The organism is Lactiplantibacillus brownii (assembly GCF_031085375.1).
In the GTDB taxonomy this organism is placed as follows: Bacteria; Bacillota; Bacilli; order Lactobacillales; family Lactobacillaceae; genus Lactiplantibacillus; species Lactiplantibacillus brownii.
The window spans coordinates 1,579,173-1,601,221 of record NZ_JAVCWF010000001.1; the positions used below are offsets into that span (position 1 = coordinate 1,579,173).

The 22,049-nt window shown below is 45.4% G+C and carries 20 protein-coding genes and 1 riboswitch; of the genes, 2 read left to right on the forward strand and 18 right to left on the reverse strand.

Going from position 1 to position 22,049, the window contains the following annotated elements; all coding sequences use genetic code 11:
• Positions 1-11: 11 nt before the first annotated feature.
• From cmk to RA086_RS07350, 6 genes are all read right to left on the reverse strand, one after another.
• Positions 12-695, reverse strand: coding sequence for a (d)CMP kinase (cmk, locus tag RA086_RS07325; protein WP_308703184.1), 684 nt, complete (start codon positions 693-695; stop codon positions 12-14).
• A gap of 35 nt (positions 696-730) precedes the next feature.
• Positions 731-1,369, reverse strand: a complete 639-nt coding sequence (locus tag RA086_RS07330; RefSeq protein ID WP_308703185.1) for a LysM peptidoglycan-binding domain-containing protein — start codon at positions 1,367-1,369, stop codon at positions 731-733.
• 61 nt (positions 1,370-1,430) lie between these two features.
• The gene (locus RA086_RS07335; protein ID WP_407659086.1) at positions 1,431-2,870 is read right to left on the reverse strand and encodes a RecQ family ATP-dependent DNA helicase; all 1,440 of its coding nucleotides are present in this window, start codon (positions 2,868-2,870) and stop codon (positions 1,431-1,433) included.
• A complete protein-coding gene (locus RA086_RS07340) occupies positions 2,860-3,897 on the reverse strand; it encodes a helix-turn-helix domain-containing protein (protein ID WP_308703187.1) in 1,038 nt (345 codons plus the stop codon). Before RA086_RS07340 ends, RA086_RS07335 begins: the two co-directional genes overlap by 11 nt.
• Positions 3,898-4,215: 318 nt before the next feature.
• Positions 4,216-4,845, reverse strand: a complete 630-nt coding sequence (locus tag RA086_RS07345) for an NAD(P)-binding oxidoreductase (protein WP_308703188.1) — start codon at positions 4,843-4,845, stop codon at positions 4,216-4,218.
• Between the two features lie 18 nt (positions 4,846-4,863).
• A complete protein-coding gene (locus RA086_RS07350; RefSeq protein ID WP_308703189.1) occupies positions 4,864-5,520 on the reverse strand; it encodes a nitroreductase in 657 nt (218 codons plus the stop codon).
• A 160-nt stretch (positions 5,521-5,680) separates the two neighbouring features.
• On the opposite strand from RA086_RS07350, the gene RA086_RS07355 reads away from it, so the two are divergent.
• Positions 5,681-6,760, forward strand: coding sequence for a helix-turn-helix domain-containing protein (locus tag RA086_RS07355; protein ID WP_308703190.1), 1,080 nt, complete (start codon positions 5,681-5,683; stop codon positions 6,758-6,760).
• Positions 6,761-6,933: 173 nt separating this feature from the next.
• Here the strand turns inward: RA086_RS07355 and RA086_RS07360 are convergent, their stop codons facing one another.
• The 11 genes from RA086_RS07360 to dnaE all read right to left on the reverse strand — a co-directional run bounded on the left by RA086_RS07360 (position 6,934) and on the right by dnaE (position 18,937).
• A complete protein-coding gene (locus RA086_RS07360; protein WP_308703191.1) occupies positions 6,934-7,518 on the reverse strand; it encodes an ECF transporter S component in 585 nt (194 codons plus the stop codon).
• Positions 7,519-7,638: 120 nt separating this feature from the next.
• Positions 7,639-7,761, reverse strand: a riboswitch (FMN riboswitch).
• A 57-nt stretch (positions 7,762-7,818) separates the two neighbouring features.
• Positions 7,819-8,535 carry a pseudouridine synthase gene (locus RA086_RS07365; RefSeq protein WP_308703192.1) on the reverse strand — a complete coding sequence of 239 codons (717 nt, stop codon included), beginning with the start codon at positions 8,533-8,535 and terminating at the stop codon, positions 7,819-7,821.
• A complete protein-coding gene (gene scpB, locus RA086_RS07370) occupies positions 8,535-9,143 on the reverse strand; it encodes an SMC-Scp complex subunit ScpB (RefSeq protein WP_308703193.1) in 609 nt (202 codons plus the stop codon). The genes RA086_RS07365 and scpB overlap by 1 nt, the downstream gene beginning before the upstream one ends.
• Before the next feature lies 1 nt (position 9,144).
• Positions 9,145-9,897 (reverse strand): segregation and condensation protein A, encoded by a 753-nt coding sequence (locus tag RA086_RS07375; RefSeq protein WP_308704432.1) that lies wholly within the window; start codon positions 9,895-9,897, stop codon positions 9,145-9,147.
• Positions 9,863-10,243: an N-acetyltransferase gene (locus RA086_RS07380; RefSeq protein ID WP_308703194.1), complete on the reverse strand. Its 381-nt coding sequence runs from the start codon at positions 10,241-10,243 to the stop codon at positions 9,863-9,865. Before RA086_RS07380 ends, RA086_RS07375 begins: the two co-directional genes overlap by 35 nt.
• A 15-nt stretch (positions 10,244-10,258) precedes the next feature.
• Positions 10,259-11,149, reverse strand: coding sequence for a site-specific tyrosine recombinase XerD (gene xerD, locus RA086_RS07385; RefSeq protein ID WP_308704433.1), 891 nt, complete (start codon positions 11,147-11,149; stop codon positions 10,259-10,261).
• Between the two features lie 7 nt (positions 11,150-11,156).
• Positions 11,157-12,047, reverse strand: a complete 891-nt coding sequence (locus RA086_RS07390) for a CvfB family protein (protein ID WP_308703195.1) — start codon at positions 12,045-12,047, stop codon at positions 11,157-11,159.
• A 16-nt stretch (positions 12,048-12,063) separates the two neighbouring features.
• Positions 12,064-12,522: a DUF441 domain-containing protein gene (locus RA086_RS07395; protein WP_308703196.1), complete on the reverse strand. Its 459-nt coding sequence runs from the start codon at positions 12,520-12,522 to the stop codon at positions 12,064-12,066.
• A 153-nt stretch (positions 12,523-12,675) separates the two neighbouring features.
• Positions 12,676-14,436, reverse strand: a complete 1,761-nt coding sequence (gene pyk / locus RA086_RS07400) for a pyruvate kinase (RefSeq protein ID WP_308703197.1) — start codon at positions 14,434-14,436, stop codon at positions 12,676-12,678.
• Positions 14,437-14,510: 74 nt separating this feature from the next.
• Positions 14,511-15,473, reverse strand: coding sequence for a 6-phosphofructokinase (pfkA, locus tag RA086_RS07405; protein WP_308703198.1), 963 nt, complete (start codon positions 15,471-15,473; stop codon positions 14,511-14,513).
• A gap of 113 nt (positions 15,474-15,586) precedes the next feature.
• A complete protein-coding gene (gene dnaE / locus RA086_RS07410; RefSeq protein ID WP_308703199.1) occupies positions 15,587-18,937 on the reverse strand; it encodes a DNA polymerase III subunit alpha in 3,351 nt (1,116 codons plus the stop codon).
• A 128-nt stretch (positions 18,938-19,065) separates the two neighbouring features.
• On the opposite strand from dnaE, the gene RA086_RS07415 reads away from it, so the two are divergent.
• Positions 19,066-19,266, forward strand: a complete 201-nt coding sequence (locus tag RA086_RS07415) for a YjzD family protein (protein ID WP_308703200.1) — start codon at positions 19,066-19,068, stop codon at positions 19,264-19,266.
• 80 nt (positions 19,267-19,346) lie between these two features.
• Here RA086_RS07415 and clpB read toward each other — a convergent pair whose 3' ends face one another.
• Positions 19,347-21,962, reverse strand: a complete 2,616-nt coding sequence (clpB, locus tag RA086_RS07420) for an ATP-dependent chaperone ClpB (RefSeq protein WP_308703201.1) — start codon at positions 21,960-21,962, stop codon at positions 19,347-19,349.
• Between the last annotated feature and the right edge of the window lie 87 nt (positions 21,963-22,049).

Genomic DNA, 22,049 nt, shown 5'->3' on the forward strand with positions numbered 1-22,049 from the left:
AACTTGTGCAATTAGATTGCTGAACTTTGTTTTTTTATGATGTTCGCAATGGTATCCACGACTTCGTTGATCGACATAGGTGTCGTATCAACCAAGACAGCATCCGCTGCTTGGGTCAGTGGTGAAACCTTACGAGTTGAATCCTTATGATCTCGGAGCTCAATTTCAGCTTGCAGTTGTGCAAGGGGTGTATTGATCCCTTTGGTGATATTTTCAGCGTACCGCCGCTTAGCGCGTTCGGCTGCTGAGGCCACTAGGAAGATTTTAACTTCCGCTTGTGGCAATACGGTCGACCCAATATCGCGGCCATCCATCACTACACCACCAGCAGCGGCAATTTGCCGTTGTTGTGCGGTTAAAATGGTCCGAACTTTGGACAATGCCGCAATCGTTGAGACATTATTTGTCACATCCGGTTGCCGAATCGCCGCCGTGATATCCTCACCGTTGGCAAAAACCAGCTGATCGGGTTCCCCCGGTTTGAAACTAATTGTCAAGGTCTGCATCAATTCGGCCACGGCCGCTTCATCTGTCAGCGCCACTTGATGGGTCATGGCCCAATACGTGACGGCGCGATACATCGCGCCTGTATCCACGTAAATATAGCCAAAGCGTTTGGCAACTAACTTAGCGACCGTACTTTTGCCAGCCGAAGCGGGACCATCAATGGCCACTTGTAATGCTTGTTCCGCCATGAACTTTAACTCCTCACCATTTTAAAAATCGTGTTTTAACGGACACGTAACCGTTGACCAGCTGAGATCGTCGATGAGGACGACAAGCCGTTTAATTCAAGGAGTTTGTCCACGGAGATCCCGGCATTTGTCGCGACCCGATAAACCCCTTGACCAGCAGCGACCGTCACATACTTAGCCTCAGCATCTGATGAGGAACTGCTACTGTCACTACTCGCCGAACTGGATTCAGCACTACTGGATTCAGTCGACGATTCGTCTGCTTTACTGCTAGCCTTAGCGGCAGCTTTCGAACTGGCTAAAGCCAAACGACTGCTCTTAGCGGCCGCCTTCTTTTTAGCGGCAACGGATTCACTGGCTTTTTTAGCCGCTTTTGAAGATGACTTGGCTGTTGTACTCGAAGATTTTTTCTTGGAGCTGGAACTAGCAACCTGTTCAGTCTGTTGCGGATTATTCAACGAATTTTTCTTCACCAAAAAATAACCAATTGGTGCAAGTGCGAGCAACAAAATTAAAACCACTAAAACCGTGGTTAACGTGGAATTACTACTATCCTGTTTACGTTTTTGAGTTCGCGATAAATTGCCTGAATCATCCCGATCGTCTTCAAAAGTTTTATCCCAAGGTTTAGCTTTCTTGTCCTGGGGTTTTTGATCATCATTTTTTTGACTCATAGGGTGTTCCTCCTCAAAAAACTTTCAACAAATATTGTAACATAACGCCAAACTGATTTCTTTAAGAATTTTGTAAAAACAATTGCGCTAAAATCTGTTCCCATGGGGTTGTGACCGGTCGACTAGTCGTTTGACGCGTTAGCAACCCCAACTCATCTAATGGTAACCGTTCACCCGCTAATTGGCAACAGGTCGCCGTATGAACCGGAGCAGTCTCGTTAAAGTATTGCATTAAAATCGCCCGCCGACACGTTTTTGCCTGAATATAAGTTAACAGTTGTGTGAGGTCAGCCGCTTTAGCACGCTGTCGCTGCTCAAACTGTGCCGTCACTTGTGGCACCGTGTAACCGTGCGTCCAGTAATACTGTAGCACCTGGCTTAAATCGGTCGTCGCAGGCTGCTGTAACGTAAAACGCTGTTGGTCCGCTTGGATTTCAATCGCACTCGCTGACGTTAGTTCGTTCAGATTGCGGACTAATTGTTCATCCCCCGGCGCATACAATAAAACGGCTATGGCCGGTTGTCCATCCCGGCCAGCACGACCAATTTCTTGAACATAATCGGCCAAATTATTGGGTAAATGGTAGTGGATAACTTGCCGAATATCAGCTTTGTTGATCCCCATGCCAAATGCCGAGGTCGCACAGATCACATCCAAATCACCGGCCATAAATTGTTGTTGGATTTTAAAGCGGTCTTCGGCTGACAAACCGGCATGGTAAGCCGCAACCCGTAGCGCAGTTGTCGCTCGTAGCCAGTCTGCAATCAATTCGGTCTGCTTTTTAGAACTAAAGTAAACAATACTAGGTCGTTTGACGGTGACAACCAACTGTTGCAGTCGTTGCCGTTTGGCGGCCTCGTTGGCAACTGCTTCAACCGCCAAATAAATATTAGGTCGATTGACAGAATAAATGACCTGTTGCGCTGACGGGACTTGCAATTGATTCAGGATATCTTGACGAACTTTCGCCGTGGCGGTCGCCGTCAGCATTAAGGTCAACGGATTGCCCAACGTTTGTTTTAAGGCTCCCAACGATAAATAATCCGGCCGAAAGTCTGGTCCCCAAGTTGAGATACAGTGGGCTTCGTCGATCACTAACAAGCTAAGCGGCACCTGCTCCACCGCCGCTAAAACTGGCGCTTGTTTCAACATTTCTGGAGAGATAAAAAGAAATTTTAATTGCTTTAAATGTCTTAAAACACTCTGACGAGCGCCAAAATCCAGTTGTGAGGTTAAAGCCGCAACTTGTTTTTCTCCCTGATAATTGAGTCGTGCCACTTGGTCTTGCATTAAGGAAATAAGTGGCGAGACCACAATAACTAACCCAGGGACCACCGTGCCTACGAGTTGATAGATCAAAGACTTCCCAGTCCCCGTTGGCAACACAGCTAACACATCTTGACCGGCCAGCAGCTCACTAATCACTTGGTATTGACCGGGACGAAATTCATCGAAACCATATTTATTTTTCAAAAGTTGATAAAGGGCTTCACGCTGCATCATGACACCTCATAATCTGATAAAGTCGAAACCAGAAAAAGTCTAAGTCTGGTAAGACCGCTTGCACCGTTTTATATTGCCAAGTTTCGATCACGGCATTGTCCGCAAAAATTGCCGCCAAGGCTGTGATTCTTGCCGAGGTTAATAGTTCCGCAACCGGAAATTCAGGCCACAAAATAGCCACCTCTAGCAAATGTTCGCGTACGGTACTGAGTTTAAGTTGACGAGCTTGTGCAATTTGGGCCAAATTTTGACCGGACTGATAATCCTGATAAGTTTGCCAAGCACTACTGCTGACCGGGTTAACCTTCAACATTGGCTGTAACAGTGCTGCTATGGGACTCGTCGGTGTCTGTTTTAACCAGGCGACCCAATGACAACTTAAATCTTTGCGCATCACTAAGATCTCAACCGGTGACCGCTCAAACTGTCCCGCGAGTTGTTGATCCGTTTGCCCCGGAAACGCAAATCCCGTCAAGCTTTGAGAAAACACTGCCGCCGCTTGGGGTGATTGTGTTTTTAAAAACGTCACTAGATCAGCGTAAATTTGCGTGCCCAAGGTTGGGCTTTGCCACTGTCGAAACCAGTGCTTCACTTGCCGTTGTATCGTTCGATCCGTCGTAATCGGATAATAACGCCGCTGCTGATGCACGGCTTCTGACACGACTTGTAAAGCCAGCTGGCTCACCGCAGTGAATTGTCGGACATCGGCTTGTTGAAATTGAACCCAAGCCGTGGGTAAATATAACGTTTGTGCCAACTGTTTTTGCCTTTCAACCCCAGCAGCCGTCAATTGCAGGTAACCAGGTTGTGCCGCGACCAGCCATCCGTCTGCGACCAATTGTGCCGTTGCGGCTTCAAAGGTCGGCAACGCAACCCCATGCCAGCTATCTAAATAAGCTAACGTTCCGGTAGTCAGTCCGGCAAACAAGGTCGAAACGGTGCGCTTGCCACGCAACACATTCGCTAATGCCTTAGGTCGGCGCGGCGCCGTCGTAAAGAGTAACAATAAATAATCAGCAAACACTCCGGCACCTTCTTTCGATTTGTTAAGCTCATTAAGCATAGCATGGAACTTAACACGTGACCAACCAAAAATTGGCCGATAATCATTGTTGTCTCTTACCTACACTCATATTTATACATATCTGCTTAGCTTGCCGCTCCGGTTGGGATGTCCTGCGCAAATTAATGATTCCAACACCAACAAGAAACGACCTCACCCCGGTAGAATACCAGAATGAGGTCGCTTAGAGACGAAACTAAATTTATCTTATTTCTTATGAAAAATTGACAGGACCTAGCACAGAATCTCAAAAATTTCTGCATTTACTTTAACTAGACCTTATGCCGACAGTTTCTTCAAAGCCGTCGCAATTGGTTGATGCCCCTGCTTCATCATGATCACTCGGTCATGAACCCGATCTGCCGTCAACACGGCGACTAACAAACTAACCACATCTTCAATTGGATTATCCCCTAATGTCGTCTCATCCAGGCTAACTTCGCCTGTCGCCGGTTCCGTCGTTAGGACCCCCGGCTGAACAATCGTATAATCTAAATTCGTTCGCTGCATCAACCATTCGTCAGCATAACGCTTAGCAATGTTATAATCCGTCAAATGCTTTAAATAACCTTCGTGCCAACGATCTGGTTGTAGTGCATAAGCAGAGCTCAACTGGATAAAACGCGAAACCCCACTCTGCTCAGCCGCTTGCATCACTTTAATCGCCCCATTTAAATCCGTTTGTAGCAAATCTTTCCCTCGTGAACCCGCAACAAAGTAAACTGCATCAATACCGGCCATCGCCGGGCGCATCTCTGAAACATCCTGATGTAAATCTAGCTTAACGGTAGTCGGCAAATCCGGTTGATGGCGGCTATACGTCCCCACGACTTGGTGCCCTTGTACCATCAAGGCTTGTGCCAACTGATAACCGACGCGACCACTTGCGCCAACAATTAAAATTTTCATACTACTGGTTCCCCTTTCTCAATCCTGAATCGTCAAAATGTCATCCGTTGCAACCCGACTAGTTCTAAAACCGTTAATCACCGACTCATCCGCGTACCCCAGTGCGATTCCCATTAGAATTTTCTGCCCGGAATTCAATTTTAAAATTCGGCGCAACTCATCGGGATATTTTACAATTTCATAGGCTGGCATGGATTGAACGCCCTGATTGGCCGCACTCAACATTAATGTCTGCGCAAATGCTCCCGTATCAAACGTTTCCCAAGAATTGACCGGTGCCGGCACAATTAAGTAAACCAAAGCAGGACTGTTGAACAAGCTGAGCTGGCTCGTTCCATAAGCACTTGCGCCGACATTTTTCTCCGCTAAGTACCGGCCTAGATCGTTACTCCACGTCGCCATATTTCGACGTGGCGCCTCCGCCCAATTAGTTCGATGAGCAATTTCCAAATCGGAACTTCCCGCAACACCCTGTTCCGTACGCCGTTGAAAAACTGATTGAATCTCATTTAACGTTTTACCCGTCGCAATCACAACTTGCCATGGCTGTGCGTTGGCCCAAGAAGGCGTTAGCTGGGCCTGATTAACTATTTTCTTTAACGTTGTCGTCGGAATCACTTGATCCCGGAAAGCACGTTCTGAATGGCGCGCTTCAAGTACTCGTTCAAAATCCATCATATTTCCTCCAATTCAGTAGGCATAGTGCCATCAAAATTTAGTTTCATTTGATTACAGGACTTAGTATACCGGCTAGGCTCTGATCATTAAACGTGACTTTGGCCCACACTTTTTATATACTTAGTGGGCATTATGCACACTATCAGGAGGAATTGCTATGACTGACTCGGACTTACTACTTTCTGCAATCAAGTGCACCGCACTTGATTCCTTAACCCAATTAATCGCCACCTATTTAGAACAACCGGTCTTCATCATGGATGTCACCGGACACACGATCAGCACCTCTACACCGGACCTACCTGCCGTCACCCCCGACTGGTTCCGCTTAGATACGAATCGCGGGGCCTTTCAAGATGGAACCACCGAATATTTGCGGCAACCGATCAACACGTATGCTTTAAAAATTTGGTTTCTATTCGTGGCCCAGTCAAAAGGCTACCCAGTCACGGCATCACAATTAAACCTGGTCATTCAAGTCATCAATAATTTCAATGAACGCTACACGGTTAATCCCAACCAAAGTGAAATGAATAGTCTCTTTACTCAACTACTACATCAACCCACCAAAACCGACATTACAAGCTTTGGTCCACTACTCAACCAACCACTAGTGATGATCACAGCCACGCCTCTAAGCACACGACCACACCAAGATGCCTTTAAACAAGCCCTGCAAAAGCAACTAACCACTATGCCGATGACGGAAGATACTCATCAAAACTTGGTCCTAATCGTCCCCGCCACAACTGCTAAATTCGAACAAACGGCCTTAGATACGTTGGGACAACAATACCAATATTGTTTTTTCATTTCAGAACCCTACACGGACATTACGAAAAGTCGAGACTTTTTAAACATTTGTCACCAAGCGTTTAAAGCGGCCCAAAAGCTTGGTGAATTGCATCCTGTCAACTTAACTCAAGGCTACAATATTTATATTATCTTAGACCATATGACCGACACGTCCCTATTACGCCAAACAATGTGTGCTCAGTTGCTCACCTTAAAAGCTTACGATCGTGCGCACCATGCCGAATTATTTCAAACACTTTTCACTTATCTCGAAAACGATTGTCGCTTAAACACTACGGCCACCCAATTACATCTACACCGCAACAGCTTAACAAAACGGTTACAACGAATTGACGATATCATCCATATCGATTGGAGCCAACCACACAAAACATTCGGCTTGCGATTAAGTTATCGCATTTTTGACTATTTAGACCATTAGTTTGGCTGTCTAAATCCTTAACAAAAGCTCACCCAGCGTCACCCATACCTGAGGGGCGTGAACACTACAGCACACTAATAGCAGCCAAAAGACCGTCATCATTTTATTCGACCATCTAATGACAATAAAAAAGCCTAGGTTTTTGCACCCAGACTTGTTAGTTATTGAATTGATTAAACGCGGCTCATCAATTGATTACGATTTCCCAGCCACTTGGCTAAGCGATGGTAAACGAGCCAGAAGACACCCCCGACTAAGAGCCCCTTAATCAGGTTGAACGGCACAACGGCAATCAAGACGAGTGTATTCAATGACACACTAAGCTTCATTCCCATGACTTGCATATAAAATGGCAAGACAAACGTTAAGTTGGCTAACGATTCGACCACAACTAAGCCAATCGTTGCCAGTCCGATCGCTAATGGCAGTCGCCATTTTTCATTACCACGATAATAACGTAACACGATGGCAAACGCGATGATCAGCACGGCTGAACCAAGAAAACTAGCCGCCGAACCAATCAGATCTGGAATGGCAAAGCCCATCGTTGCAGAATGGAGAAATAATTTTATCAACGTGATTGCAAAAGCACCACCCATTCCGTAAAGAAATAAGCCAATCAAAATTGGAATATCCGAAAAATCAATCTTCATCCAAGCGGCAATCGGAATGATTGGAAACTCCAGTAACATGAGAATATAAGCACACGCGCCGAGCAAGGCAATGCCCACTAGTCGGCGTAACGTTGTTTGTTGCATAACGCACCCTCCTATGGGTCATCTTCAATGAACCGCTTTGTCACATCTTCACAAAAAAACGCCCGACAACAAAAGAACTGTCATCAGGGCGGGTTTATTTGCGGATTTATGCCAAATAAGCTCGATCTTCTTTATACCAGACTTTAACTGTCGACTTTGGAATTACACCAAATCACTATGCTTGCACATAGGTCGCGGGCTATAACCGCCGGTCGGGAATCACACCCTGCCCTGAAGATGAACCAAATATTTATTTTTGAACAATTATAGTTTACGCACTTTTACCAATAAATGCAAGCGTTATCGTTCACCTTTTAACTTACTAATCTCAATTGGCTTTAACTTCCGATATTCACCGGCTTGTAAACTTTGCAAATCTAAAATACCATAGCGCTCGCGCTTCAGCTTCGTTACAGGATGTCCAATGGCTGCTAACATCTTTTTGACTTGATGGTTATGACCTTCGTGGATCGTCAACTGAACCAACGCGTTTTGCTTCTTATGATCACTATCTAACAAATTAGATTTAGCCGGCGCGGTCGTCCGACCATCAATTTCAACGCCCAAACGTAATTGTTTCAAATCAGCATTAGTTGGGACGCCTTCGACTTTCGCCAAATAAGTCTTTTTGACCTCATATTTAGGATGAGTCAGTCGATTGGCTAGTGCGCCATCGTTGGTCATGATCAACAAGCCCGACGTATCGTAATCTAAACGACCCACGGGATAGATCCGTTCAGGAACTTCTTTAAAGTAATCCATGACTGTTTTTCGACCACGTTCATCGTGAACCGTAGTTACTACGCCGCGGGGTTTATAAAAGAGATAATAAACTAATTTTTCGGCTAAAATTGGTGACCCGTCAACTTCAATTTGATCGTGTCGTTCCACTTTGACGCCTAATTCTGTCACCGTCTTGCCATTAACCCTCACGTGCCCAGAAGTGATCAACACTTCTGATTTACGCCGTGACGCAACGCCGGCCTCGGCCATGACTTTTTGTAATCGTTCTGCCATTAATTTTCCTCACTATCTGGATGTTGTCCGTTGAGTTTATCTTGAAATGCTGTCAAAAAGAGATCGGTCTCTGGTGCCGGATGCTCACTATCGGTTAAGGCTTCCAAATCGATTGCTGGCAAATCATCAAGGGTCTGTAACCCAAAATAATCTAAAAATAGTTCCGTTGTGCCATAAAGGATCGGCCGGCCGGGTTCACTCAGACGACCCGTCTCGGTCACCAATTGGCGTAATACCAACTTTTGAATGGTTGAGCCGCTCTGCACGCCTCTAATCTCATCGATCTCAATACGCGTCAGTGGTTGCCGATACGCAATAATCGCTAAAACTTCCAACGAGGCTTGTGAAAGACTCGTTGACAGTGGCGCTTCAAAGTACCGTTTCAAGACTGGCGCAATGGCTGCCTTGGTCGCTAACCGATACGTGTTGGCCGTTGATAGGATCATCAAGGCACAATCTGGCTCTTCAGCGTAATGGGCTGCCAAAGTTGACAGCATCGTATTAATCGCCGGCTTGGCAAAACCAGTTGCATGCTCAATTTCAGCAACCGTTACGCCTTCATCACCGGCAACAAATAATAATCCTTCAATCTGTTCAATGTTCGTCATGCTATTCATCCTGTCGTAAATGTAAATGAATTGGGCCTAATTGGGCCGTTTGTACCAAAGTTACTTGAGCCTGCTTGGTTAATTCTAACACGGCCATAAAAGTTGTCACTAGCATATCATCACTGGCGCTTGGCGTAAATAACGTGGCAAAGTCAACCCCATCTGGTTGGGTAGTCAAACGGTCACGAACTTGCTGCATCCGAGTCTCAATCGTCACTGGATCAGCCGTCACCGTTTTAGTTAACGGCCGTGCCCGGCGACGTTTCGCCACAAGTTGCCGAAATGCAGCTTGCAAGTCAGCAACTGTTATCCCGGCAGTCAGCTGTGGCGTTGGTAATTCAGCCGGCATCAGCATGGCTTCCCGCGTAAAATGTTGTTGGCGCGCCTGTTCTTTGACCCGTAGCTCACCCGCAGCTTCTTGATAAACTTTGTATGCCAACAACTCCGCAACTAACGAGTCCCGTGGATCATCATCAGCCTCATCAGTCTCGTCTTCAGCTACCGGTGCCTGTGGCAATAAATAACGACTTTTAATCGTCATGAGTGTCGCCGCCATGACCAAATAATCACCCGCAATATCTAGTTGCAACGCTTGCATCGAATGCAAATAATCTAAATACTGTTTCGTGATGGCCGCAATCGGGATATCATAAATATCCATTTTGTTTTGGCGAATCAAATGGAGCAATAGATCAAGTGGCCCCTCAAATTCTGATATTTTAATAGTGATCGGCTGTTCGTTGTTTATCACGATTTCGCTCCCATGCACCAATGATCGGTGCCATTTCTAAAGTTCCCATGACCCGTTGATCCGGGTACAACGCCGCCAATTCATCCAACATTTGTTGTTGATTTTGGGGATTTCGTTCTTCCGGTGATAGCGAATCATGATGCACCAAGATGAAGTCAGCCCCCACTTCAATGCCAATGATCCCGCAGAAATCACCGTCGGCCTGACGCCATAATAATAATTGATGATTGTTGTCTGCTTGATACCATTGCATCTCCGTTTGCAAATGGGCAATATCTTTAAAATCAGGAATAAAAGATAACAAGCCCATGGCTACTTTTTCATAATCTTTGCGATATTTTACGAGCATCGTGGGCCCTCCTAACTATGCGCGCGGATGATATTTATTGTAAACCTCCGCTAAACGTTTCTTGGTAATATGCGTATAAATCTGGGTTGTGGAAATATCCGCGTGGCCCAGCAATTCTTGAACCACCCGCAGATCAGCCCCATTTTCCAAAATATGCGTGGCAAACGAATGCCGCAGCGTATGTGGAGTCACATCTTTTTCGATTCCAGCCGCTTTGACTAACCCTTTAAGATTTTTCCAAACCCCTTGGCGTGTCAATTGGCCCCCGTGATGATTTAAAAACAGATAATTATTGCGCCGTTTCGCCGAGACGAGTTTGGGCCGCGCCGTTTTCAAATATTGTTCAACAAAGTCAATGGCCACGTCACCAATCGGGATAATCCGCTCCTTGTCGCCTTTACCGATCGTTTGGATCAAACCAAGGTCTAAATGCAGATCATCCAGTTTAACATTGATCGTTTCGCTAACCCGCAACCCGGTCGCATACATGACTTCGAGTAAAGCACGATCACGCAGTCCTAAGGTTGTCTCGGTCTTCGGCACCGCTAATAATCGTTCCACTTCGCGCGCCGACAAAACTTGTGGCAAATGTTGCGCTCGTTTAGGCGTATCAATTTTTAACATTGGGTCACTATCAATGACATGCATTTGGGCTAAATATTGAAAAAACTTACGCAGACTTGAGACCGCGTGAATAATCGTATTACGTGCTTTACCTTGCTCATCTAAGACTTGTAAGTAGTTCAAGACAACATAGCGATCAACGGGTTTGAAGGAAGTCATCTTTTGCGTCGTCAAATAGCGCGCAAATTCGGTGAGGTCCTGTTGATAGCTTTTAAGACTATTCGTGACTAACCCCCGCTCAACACGCAAAAAATGCAGGTAATCAGCAAGCTGGTCCTGCATCGTTTGATTAATCGTCGGCTTCGTCATCATTAACCTCAGTTAATTTGATTTCACCTGGTTGCTGACTGATCAGCCGTTGCTTCAATAAATTACCCACGGCCCGCTTGAACTGTCCTTTACTAATGTTAAAGTAAGTCCGAATATCTTCAGGATCACTTTTATCCCAAAATGGTAAAGTATGATCAGCTTGATGTTGCAGCGCAGCTAATAACATTTGAGCATCATCACCAATTTCTTCGTAGCCCCGTGGTTTCAAAGAAAGGTTTAATTCACCATCACGCAAATGACCAATCACACGCGCTTTCATATGTTGACCCAAGCGTGGCTCTTGATCACGTTCAGAAGGATGCACGAAACCTAAGTGACCATCATCGGTAATAACCGAAGTTCCAGCCATCTTTAGCCGAAAAACCGTTACTTGAGTGTCGGCGTTTTTAACTTGATCACGATCATAAGGCGTTGCCATATCGGTAAAGACCGTTTGATCCGCCAAGGTTCCCCAAAGGCGTTGTTTGTTATCACGATCTAGTTTGACCAATAAGCGGTCATCCTTCTTCGGCCATAGCCGACTCAAAGTTGGTAGCTCATCTAAAGACACGACTAAGTCCTTGTTAGGTAAGCCAACATCTACGAACACGCCTAAATCATGCCGAGTCCGCACGACGGTTCCCCAGACATAATTTTCAAACGAAATTTCGGGGATATGACGGGTCATTTGTGCTTGATGGTTTTCATTTTCATAAACGAATCCTTCGTATAAACCACCAATATGCAATGGCTTCTCAGGTTCTTGTTTGTCGACCCATAAAGTCTGTCCATTGACTTGAACAAAATAGGCGTCATCATTTTCATCGGTCACTTTTGCAGTGACCACGGTTCCCATAATACTAGCTTCCATAGTTAACTCCTTTAAATTATTGCAAACTTAAATGTAAGACTTGAATAATGCAATAAGTAATGCCGGCCGCAATAATTGGCCCGGCAGCGATGCCACGTAATAATACCACACCCATGATGGTTCCAAAAACAAGGGCTACAGTAATTTCTGGTGAGGCATTGAGTAAGCCCACGCCATGAAACGACAAGACTGAGACCAACACACCACAGGCCACTGCAATCCAACCGACCGGCGATTTGAACGCATGCCAGAGATCACGAAATCCAACTTGACCAGTGGCAATCGGAATCAGGATAGCCACGGTAATGACCGTGACACCCCAGTTAATACCCTTTTGACCGATCGTGGTCAATAATTTGCTTGTGTTGGGAATCAATTTAATCACCAAGACCACCACGGTGGCAATCTGTAGCGACTGGTTCTTACCCAGCCATGCAATTAATAAAATTGCTAATAAAAATAGCCAGCTTTCCATACGACACCTCACGTGTTATTAATTGTAACCGAAAACGCCTCAGATAGCGAGGAATGCCCACAAATATGCTCAGCATAAGTCATCGCAATATCGTTATGTATATAAAAAGCCGCCGCTAAGCGACGACTTTTCAAATTCAATTTTAAATGAATTTTATAAGGCGTTTGAAGCACCGCGGTAAACAATCCCACGACGTGAATCAACCGTGATCAATTGACCATCAGCGATAACCGTTGTAGCATCCTTAACACCAACGATGACAGGAATACCCATTGAAATACCAACAACAGCAGCATGTGAAGTTAAACCGCCATTTTCAACAATCAAAGCGCTAGACTTTTCGATTGCTGGCAAGTAGTCTTTGTCAGTGGTCTTAGTAACTAAGACGCCACCTTCAACGGCCTTGTCGATAGCTTCTTGTGCAGAAGTTGCAATAACAGCCTTGCCAATGACAGTTTCGTCACCGACACCTTGGCCATCAGCTAAACGAGAACCAATTAATTGGATCTTCATGATGTTAGTCGTACCGCGTTCGCCAACTGGCACACCGGCAGTGATTAAGATCAAGTCGCCTTCCTTAGCAAAGCCAAGTTCAACGGCCTTTGAAGCAGCCAAATCAAACATGTCATCAGTGGTTTCTGGTTTGTCAGCCACGATTGGTTGAACACCCCAGTTAACCATCAAGCCACGTTGAGTCCGTTCGTCAAAGGTAATTGCTAAGATATCAGCATCTGGACGGTACTTCGAAATCATCTTAGCCGTGTAGCCAGATTCAGTCGCAGCAACAATCGTCTTGATACCAAGGTTCTTAGCAGCACGCGCAATGGCGATACCAATGGTTTCAGTAACACTAGTCTTGTCGAAACGGTTTAATTGTAAATTGCCGTTTTCAGCCAAAGTGTTTTCAGCCTTTTGGTCGATCTTAGCCATCATAGCAACTGATTCAACTGGGTAAAGCCCGTTAGCACTTTCACCAGAAAGCATCGTTGCGTCAGTACCGTCAAAGACAGCGTTGGCAACGTCAGATGCTTCGGCACGAGTAGGACGTGGGTTTTCTTGCATTGAATCAAGCATTTGAGTGGCAGTAATAACTGGCATACCCAAAGCGTTACATTTCTTGATTAAGCTCTTTTGTACCAAAGGCACATTTTCAGCAGGAATTTCAACACCCATGTCACCACGAGCAACCATCAAACCATCACAAACCTTAAGAATTTCATCGACATTGTCGATACCTTCTTGTGATTCGATCTTAGGGAAGATTTGAACATGTTCCATATGCTTTTCTTCAAGTAATTCACGGATGTCTAAGACATCTTGTGGCTTACGAACGAAAGAAGCAGCAATGTAGTTGATTTCGTGATCCAAACCAAAACGAATATCGTCTGAGTCTTTTTCAGTAATCCCAGGTAAGTTGATAGAAACGCCAGGAGCGTTAGTACCTTTACGTGAGCCTAATACACCGGCGTTTTGAACAGTGGTAACCAATTCGCGGTTAGCTTCGTCTTTTTCGTCGATCTTCATGTCTAATAAACCATCATCGAAGAGGACATGACCACCTACATGAACATCGTCAAATAGGCCATCATAGGTAACGGCAATTTTATCCTTGGTTGATTCAAGTGAATCATCCATGGTAATACGTACCTTATCACCGATCTTGTATTCAGACTTACCATCTTTTTGAACAGTTGTCCGAATTTCAGCACCCTTAGTATCAAGCATGATACCAACAGTCTTACCCGTAATCTTTTCAGCTTCATGAACCTTGTTTAAACGATCCAAATGTTCTGCATGATCACCATGCGAGAAGTTAAAGCGGAAAATATTTGCGCCGGCTTCGATCAATTTAACAATAGTGTCAGTATCGGTGCTGGCAGGACCAAGTGTTGAAACAATCTTGGTTTTCTTCATAAGAAAAATCTCTCCCTTGAAAGTTTTTATAAAAAGACATTTACGTCATTTTTATCAAATTAGTAAGAAACGAGTTAGCTGAATGAGATTTCGTCATTCAACTTAGCCAATGAAGCTTCCGTCACATGTTTTGAATCAAATAGATCCAACATGCTGTGGGTCACTAATTGGTTGTTTTGAATCCCAACGGCTAGGCCACCCTTACCGCTAAGTAAGAGTTCCACAGCGTAGGCGCCCATCTTGCTGGCCATGACACGGTCTTTAGCTGATGGACGGCCACCACGTTGCATATGGCCAATCGTGTTGGCACGCGCGTCAAAGTCACCATATTGTGATAACTTCTTAACAAATTCATCCGCACCCATGACGCCTTCTGCCAAAACAACAATATTGCTGCGATGACCGTTAGCCCGGTTGTGTTTGATCTTGTTAGCAACGCTCTCCATATCCCAATCGCGTTCAGGAACGATGATTTCATCGGCACCGGCAGAAACGCCAGCCCACAAAGCAACATCACCAGCGCCACGACCCATAACTTCCACAACGAAAGTCCGGTCATGACTATGAGCTGTATCATGAATCCGATCGAGGGCCTCAACGTCAGTGTTCACTGCCGTATCGAAACCAATCGTGAAATCAGTGAATGGAATATCATTATCAATGGTCCCAGGAAGACCAATTGTGTTGTAGCCATGTTCAGTTAAACGCAAGGCCCCATGATAAGACCCATCGCCACCAATAACGACCAAGGCATCGATCCCGAATTTCTTCAGTTGTTCGATCCCTTTCAATTGACCTTCGACATGTGCGAATTCTGGGTAACGAGCAGAATAAAGTAACGTTCCACCTTCACCGACCACACCGTCTAAATCTACTGATTCTATTTTATGAATGTCACCAGCAACTAATCCGGCAAAGCCGTAATTGATGCCGTATGCTTCTAACCCTTCGGCCATTGCTTTGCGAGCAACCGCACGAACAGCCGCATTCATACCAGGAGCGTCGCCGCCACTGGTTAAAATACCAATGCGTTTCATTTTTTCACCTCAGGCAATAAATTGAGTTCGTAACTCCATAAGTGATTTTAACACTTTTCATAAAAATTGTCTGTTATTTTTTGAAAATAACACCGATTAAAAACGCCGTCACATCAAGGGATTTCGCTTTTCATGACAACATTATCGCGACCTAATAGGTTTGTAAGCGCTCCAACCATTTCCGCATTATCTTGTACCCAATACTGTGAATTTAGTTCAACTGTCTTGTGGGCCACACTGGAATAAATTAAGACTGGATTTGGCCCCTTAAATCCGCGCAAACATTTTAAAACTTCTCGTTGGATCTCTGGTGTCGAAGTCGTAGCGGTCAGCCGCAGAAAAAGTTGTCCGGTTGGTGCTGGAAAGCTTTCTGCGAGTTGCCATTGGTTCACAATGACTTGTAGTCCCCGCTGTACTTCGACTTTACCACTAATCAGGACAATACTATCGGTCTTTAAACTCGCTTGAAGCCGTTGGTAAGTTGTCGGAAAAATCGTGAGATCGATTTCGCCAGATAAATCACTGCCAGTAGCAAAGGCCATCTGCTGACCACGCTTGGTGCGGATTACGCGAATCTTAGTAATGTAGACCAATATTTTAACAGTTTGTTCAGCGGTGAGCGCACTGACCATGGTCGTGTGCTGTTGCTGTGCTAACCATTGGTAAGCTTCCACTGGATGGCCAGAAACATAAGCGCCTAAAACCTCTGATTCCTTGGCTAAACGCTCACTTAACGGCAACTCTGGTTGCTTTTTGATTTTGGGTGCCAATGAGGCAAACAAGCTCACACTGTTGCCGGCCAGTTCCGCACTAGACATCAATTCTGGAACACTGGTCAACAACTCCGCACGATTCAAGCCAAAATGATCCAAGGCCCCCGCATAGATCAAGGCGGTCATCAGATCTGCTTTCAGCCATTTGGCATCCAAGCGTTGCATCAATTGTTGTAAGTTTTTGAAAGGGCCATTCGCTTGACGTTCTGCTAATAAGCTGGCGATAAAATCACGTCGCAAGCCCTTGATGGAACTCAATCCAAACGTAATGGCCTGCCCATTCCAATCAAAGTAAGCGCCACTGACATTAATATCTGGCGGAACGACCTTAACGTGATGTTGTTTGGCTTCAGCCAGATACTGCTTTAATTTAGTGCCATTGCCTAAAATTGAATTCATCAGTGAAGTGAAGAATGCGCCCGGATAATGAACTTTCAAATAAGCGAGCTCAAACGCCATTTTACTATAAGCAACCGCATGTGAACGGTTGAACCCATAGTTCGCAAATTGCTCAATATATTGGTAGACCTGTGTCGCTACTGCCGCAGAAAAATGTTGCTTTTCTGCGCCATCAATAAATTGTTGCCGCATCTTGTCAATGACTTGCTTCTTCTTCTTACTCATCGCCCGCCGCAATAAATCGGCTTCACCAAGACTAAAACCACCCATGACCGCCGCCACTTGCATGACTTGTTCTTGATACACCAAAATACCATAAGTTGGTCCAAGAATCGGTTGTAGCTCTGGTGCCGGATAGGTCACGGGTTCTGTTCCCTGTTTGCGCGCAATAAAATGATCGATATTTTCCATTGGCCCCGGCCGATACAACGCATTGACCGCCGCAACCAGTTCAAAATTATCAGGATGCAGTTTACGCAAAACATTACGAATACCGGCTGATTCGAATTGAAAAACGCCCGTCGTATCGCCGGCCTGAAATAATTTTAACGTTTCAGGGTCATTGAGATCAATTTTGGTAATCGCTAATGGCTGTCCAGTTTGTCGTTGGACATAGTGTAAGGCACTTGCCAATAACGACAAATTTCGCAGGCCCAAAAAGTCCATTTTCAGCAGTCCAACGGCTTCGACAGTATCTTTCGTATACTGTGTCATCATCATGGTTTCGCTACCAGCTTGTAAAGGGACGATTTCAATTAACGGCACTTGGCTTAACACCACTCCGGCAGCATGGGTCGAGTAATGCCGGGGTAATCCCTCGATTCGTTGGGCCGTTTCAAATAGCAATCGGTTCTTGCTTGAATCCGCGACTAAATTTTGTAACCGCCGTGAGTCTTGATAAGCTTGTGCTAGCGTAATATGCAGTTGATTCGGAATCGCCGCACTCCAGTCACTCATTTCAAAGGTCGACAGCCCAAAGACTCGGCCAACGTCTCGTAACGCCTGCTTCGCGGCCAACGTCCCAAAAGTGATAATTTGTGCGACCCGGTCATGGCCGTATTTGTCATGAACATACATTAAAACTTGTTCACGACGATTGTCTGGAATATCTAGATCAATATCCGGCATGTTCGCCCGTTTGGCATTTAAGAATCGTTCAAATAACAATCCATATTGTAAAGGATCAACATCCGTAATCTGTAAAACGTAAGCGACTAAAGAACCAGCAGCTGAGCCTCGGCCCGGCCCCGTGGTGATATCAGCACGATGCGCATAATTCATGACATCCCACACGATCAAGAAATAATCATCAAAACCCATCTGATCAATGACTTGTAACTCCCGATCTAACCGCTCGTGATAAGGGGTAGCATCGACCGTGGTCGGCAAGGCTTGTAAACGTTGCTTTAAGCCCTGTTCACATAATTGACGTAAATATTGATTGGCCGGTTGTTGTTCAGGCGTTGGGAAGCGAGGTAACTGTGGCTTTTTAAAGACCAACGTGACCTGACAGGCAGCGGCAATGGTCGCGGTGGCCTCAACGGCTGCGCTGAGTTGGAGCTGCGCATACGCCGTAGTCAATTCAGTCGCTGGTCTTAGATAATGTGACCCAGCAATGCCTTGCAGATTTTCTGGTTGGTCAATTTGTTGCCCACTCTCAATCGCACGTAACACCGAAACGGCAAAATAGTCGGTTGGTAACACGTAATCAACGGGATCTAGCGCCACAATCGGTAACTGTTGACTGCCTGCAAAACTAACCAAAGTTGTTCGAAAAGCGGGGGCTTGATCCAGTGAAACACCTAGATACAAACTATCCGGATCACAATTTGCTTGCAAAACCTTTAACCAGCTTGCGGCGACGTCAGGTTGATCTTGTAACAAAAGCGCTGCTAATTCACTGTCTTTAGCTGGCGTTATGACAATCAGATGACTTAAATGTGGCAAAATTGCGGTCACCGTCAACGGGGTCCCCGCTGCGGCAGTCTGTTTCAGTGTCGAGAGTTGCATCAAATTTTGATAGCCTGACCAGTCTTTAGCCAACACCACGAGTTTAAACGTTTGCTCAGTTAACTGACTCCCTGCTAACTCTAGCGTGATCCCCAGAATTGGGGTAATCTGAGCTTGACGACAAGCATTATAGAAGTCAACAATGCCATACATGACATCAACATCGGCCAAAGCTAGCGCTGGATAGCCTTGTTGCTTGGCCGCTTGGACCAGTTCGGTGACCGTGCTTGTACTTTGTAACAAACTGAAAGTACTCATCACTTGTAACGGAATGACCTGCATGTCCACGACTCCTTTCTTTAATTTCATTAATCATATTATACCAAACCCTTGTTCCATAAAGCAGTGATAAGGCAATTGCTTTTCTGGTCGATTGTGCTAAAATTACTTTCATTGGGAGGTGTTAGAAGATGACGAAACAACTCGTGATTATTTTTTGGAGTGTCCTTTTTGGCGAAGTCATTGGCTATATCGGTAGTGCTTTGGAAACCATGACTTACAATTTTGGTGAAATCGGTATTATTTCTGCGGTATTTGCTTTAATTGTGGTTAACGGCATTTCATTGATTACCAATCATTCTATGCCCTTTAAAGGTTCAGAAAACAAATAAGTTCTACTAAACGAAAGGTTCCCCTGCAATGATAGGCATTGCAGAGGAACCTTTTTTAGTTTGACCGTCAGTCGCGTCGCTTAAGCTTGTTCAGCTTGAGTTGCTGTTTTTTCATTTTCAAAAACCAAATGATCATCCAACAAATTGATCTTAACGGTCGATTTTGGTGTCACACGACCCGCAATGATCTCCTTAGCCAACGGTGTTTCCACATTGTTGGTGATGAAACGCCGTAAGGGCCGCGCCCCATAGGCTGGTTCATAGCCCTGTTTAGCGAGCCACTGCTTCGCTTCATCAGAAATTTTAAGGGTAATTTCACGGTCTTGTAGCCGCGACGATAATCGGTCGATCAACTTGACCACGATTTGTTCAATCGCAGCTAATGTCAATGGTGTAAACATGATAATATCATCAATTCGGTTCAAGAATTCTGGTTTAAAATGGGTCTGAACCAATTGCATGACTTGCTGATGGGTCGTATCAGACAACTGACCTTTGTCATCCACACCGGCCAATAACAACTCGGAACCTAAGTTTGACGTCATAATCAAAATCGTATTTTTAAAATCAACGGTGCGACCTTGACCATCCGTCAAACGGCCATCATCGAGCACTTGCAGTAAAATGTTGAACACGTCTGGATGAGCCTTCTCAATTTCATCGAAAAGCACGATGGAATAAGGATTACGCCGGACGGCTTCTGTTAACTGGCCGCCTTCTTCATAACCAACATAACCCGGTGCGGCCCCAACCAACCGTGAGACTGAGGCTTTCTCCATGTATTCACTCATATCAATGCGCACCATATGATCATCCGCATCAAATAAGTTTTCGGCTAACGCCTTGGCTAGTTCAGTCTTCCCGACCCCGGTTGGTCCGAGAAACATGAATGACCCCAATGGACGGTTAGGATCTTGCAGTCCGGCTCGTGACCGTAAAACCGCATCCGACACCGCGTTCACTGCGGCGTCCTGACCAACCACGCGTTTGTGCAAATTAGCCGCTAAGTGCAATAATTTTTCACGTTCACCCGCAACTAACCGATTCACCGGAATTCCAGTCATTCGTGAAACAACATTAGCCACTTGATCCGCCGTCACTGATTCTTCTACGAGCCAATCTTCATGATGATCGTTGGCTTCCATCTGGGTCAATTCCGCGGTCAACTTAGGAATCGTTCCATGTTGGAGTTTGGCCGCTGCTTCTAAATCATACTTACTCTCAGCAGTCTCCAAAGCATGCTTAGCTTGATCTAAGGCCGACTTTTTATCGCTCAGTGCCTTCAAACTCTGCTTTTCAGCAGCCCAGCGTTCCGCGAGTGCCCGTTGCTTTTCCTTGGCACTGGCAAGTTCTTTTTGTAAGTCCGCCAAGCGTTTTACAGAAGCATCATCGGTTTCCGTTTTAAGTGCAGCTTCTTCAACCTCTAACCGCATCAATTGGCGATTAACTTGATCCAATTCCGTCGGGTTAGAATTCATTTCAACACGAATTTCAGCGGACGCTTCATCAATCAAATCTAGCGCTTTATCAGGTAAAAAGTGATCCGTAATGTAACGATCGGACAATTTGGCTGCCGCAATCAACGCATTATCATGAATACGAACGCCATGATGAATTTCGAAGCGTTCTTTGAGTCCACGTAAAATGCTGATCGTATCTTCGACGGATGGTTCGGCAACTAGAACCCGTTGGAACCGCCGTTCTAGCGCTTTGTCTTTTTCCAAATACTGCCGATATTCATCTAAAGTCGTCGCACCAATTAAATGTAACTCGCCTCGCGCCAGCATTGGTTTCAACAAGTTCCCCACATCCATGCTGCCTTCTGTCTTACCCGCACCAACAATGTTATGAATTTCATCAATGAACATGATGATCTGACCATCACTCTTTTTGATTTCCTTCAAAACGGCCTTTAAACGCTCTTCAAACTCCCCACGGTACTTGGCTCCGGCAATCAATGACCCCATATCCAGCGAGAAAAGGGTCTTGTTTTTTAAGTTTTCAGGCACGTCGCCACGAACGATCCGTTGGGCTAAGCCTTCAACGATCGCCGTTTTCCCAACACCTGGTTCACCGATCAAGACCGGATTATTCTTCGTTTTGCGTGACAAAATTCGGATGACATCCAAGATTTCCTCATCACGGCCGATCACTGGATCTTGATTGCCTTGACGTGCTGCCTTGACCAAATCAACCCCATATTTCTCTAAAGCTTGATACTGATCTTCTTGATTACGTGAAGTCACCCGCTGACCACCACGAATCCGTTCAACCGCATTCTTAATTTGACCGGCAGTGATCCCTTGTTTAGTCAAATACTTGGTTAACTGATCGCCAGTTTGAGCCATTAACGCGAGCACAACGGTATCCGTGGCTAGAAAATCATCGCCCAAGGATTTCCGTTTGTCATCCGCGGTCTGCATCAAGGTGGCTAAACTCTGACTAAAACTCTGACCATATTGCACGTTGCCACCACTGACGGTACTGATATCATCGAGCTCACGATCAAGTTCGACTTGTAACTGATCTAAATCAGCCCCAGCTTCACTGAAAATTTGTCGGACTAGTTCACCCGGTTGTGTTAAGAATTTAAATAGATGTGGCACCCCAACTTCTTGATGATGCCGAGTTTGGGCGATTCGTTGCGCTTCTGCTAGCGCCTGTTGTAGACTTTCTGTAAATTGTTCTGGATTCATAAACGATAACCCCCTCAAATTTAGGTTAGCAAAAAGGCAGCTCATTAAGCTGCCAATTAAAGTTTGACCTTTATTGACCATTGCATT

What these genes read in the sequence shown, in the direction of transcription:
- cmk (WP_308703184.1), bottom strand. Translation starts at nt 695, where the DNA reads ATGGCGGAACAAGCATTACAAGTGGCCATTGATGGTCCCGCTTCGGCT.
- RA086_RS07330 (WP_308703185.1), bottom strand. Translation starts at nt 1,369, where the DNA reads ATGAGTCAAAAAAATGATGATCAAAAACCCCAGGACAAGAAAGCTAAA.
- RA086_RS07335 (WP_407659086.1), bottom strand. Translation starts at nt 2,870, where the DNA reads ATGCAGCGTGAAGCCCTTTATCAACTTTTGAAAAATAAATATGGTTTC.
- RA086_RS07345 (WP_308703188.1), bottom strand. Translation starts at nt 4,845, where the DNA reads ATGAAAATTTTAATTGTTGGCGCAAGTGGTCGCGTCGGTTATCAGTTG.
- RA086_RS07350 (WP_308703189.1), bottom strand. Translation starts at nt 5,520, where the DNA reads ATGGATTTTGAACGAGTACTTGAAGCGCGCCATTCAGAACGTGCTTTC.
- RA086_RS07355 (WP_308703190.1), top strand. Translation starts at nt 5,681, where the DNA reads ATGACTGACTCGGACTTACTACTTTCTGCAATCAAGTGCACCGCACTT.
- RA086_RS07360 (WP_308703191.1), bottom strand. Translation starts at nt 7,518, where the DNA reads ATGCAACAAACAACGTTACGCCGACTAGTGGGCATTGCCTTGCTCGGC.
- RA086_RS07365 (WP_308703192.1), bottom strand. Translation starts at nt 8,535, where the DNA reads ATGGCAGAACGATTACAAAAAGTCATGGCCGAGGCCGGCGTTGCGTCA.
- scpB (WP_308703193.1), bottom strand. Translation starts at nt 9,143, where the DNA reads ATGACGAACATTGAACAGATTGAAGGATTATTATTTGTTGCCGGTGAT.
- RA086_RS07380 (WP_308703194.1), bottom strand. Translation starts at nt 10,243, where the DNA reads ATGCTCGTAAAATATCGCAAAGATTATGAAAAAGTAGCCATGGGCTTG.
- xerD (WP_308704433.1), bottom strand. Translation starts at nt 11,149, where the DNA reads ATGCAGGACCAGCTTGCTGATTACCTGCATTTTTTGCGTGTTGAGCGG.
- RA086_RS07390 (WP_308703195.1), bottom strand. Translation starts at nt 12,047, where the DNA reads ATGGAAGCTAGTATTATGGGAACCGTGGTCACTGCAAAAGTGACCGAT.
- RA086_RS07395 (WP_308703196.1), bottom strand. Translation starts at nt 12,522, where the DNA reads ATGGAAAGCTGGCTATTTTTATTAGCAATTTTATTAATTGCATGGCTG.
- pyk (WP_308703197.1), bottom strand. Translation starts at nt 14,436, where the DNA reads ATGAAGAAAACCAAGATTGTTTCAACACTTGGTCCTGCCAGCACCGAT.
- pfkA (WP_308703198.1), bottom strand. Translation starts at nt 15,473, where the DNA reads ATGAAACGCATTGGTATTTTAACCAGTGGCGGCGACGCTCCTGGTATG.
- dnaE (WP_308703199.1), bottom strand. Translation starts at nt 18,937, where the DNA reads ATGCAGGTCATTCCGTTACAAGTGATGAGTACTTTCAGTTTGTTACAA.
- RA086_RS07415 (WP_308703200.1), top strand. Translation starts at nt 19,066, where the DNA reads ATGACGAAACAACTCGTGATTATTTTTTGGAGTGTCCTTTTTGGCGAA.
- clpB (WP_308703201.1), bottom strand. Translation starts at nt 21,962, where the DNA reads ATGAATCCAGAACAATTTACAGAAAGTCTACAACAGGCGCTAGCAGAA.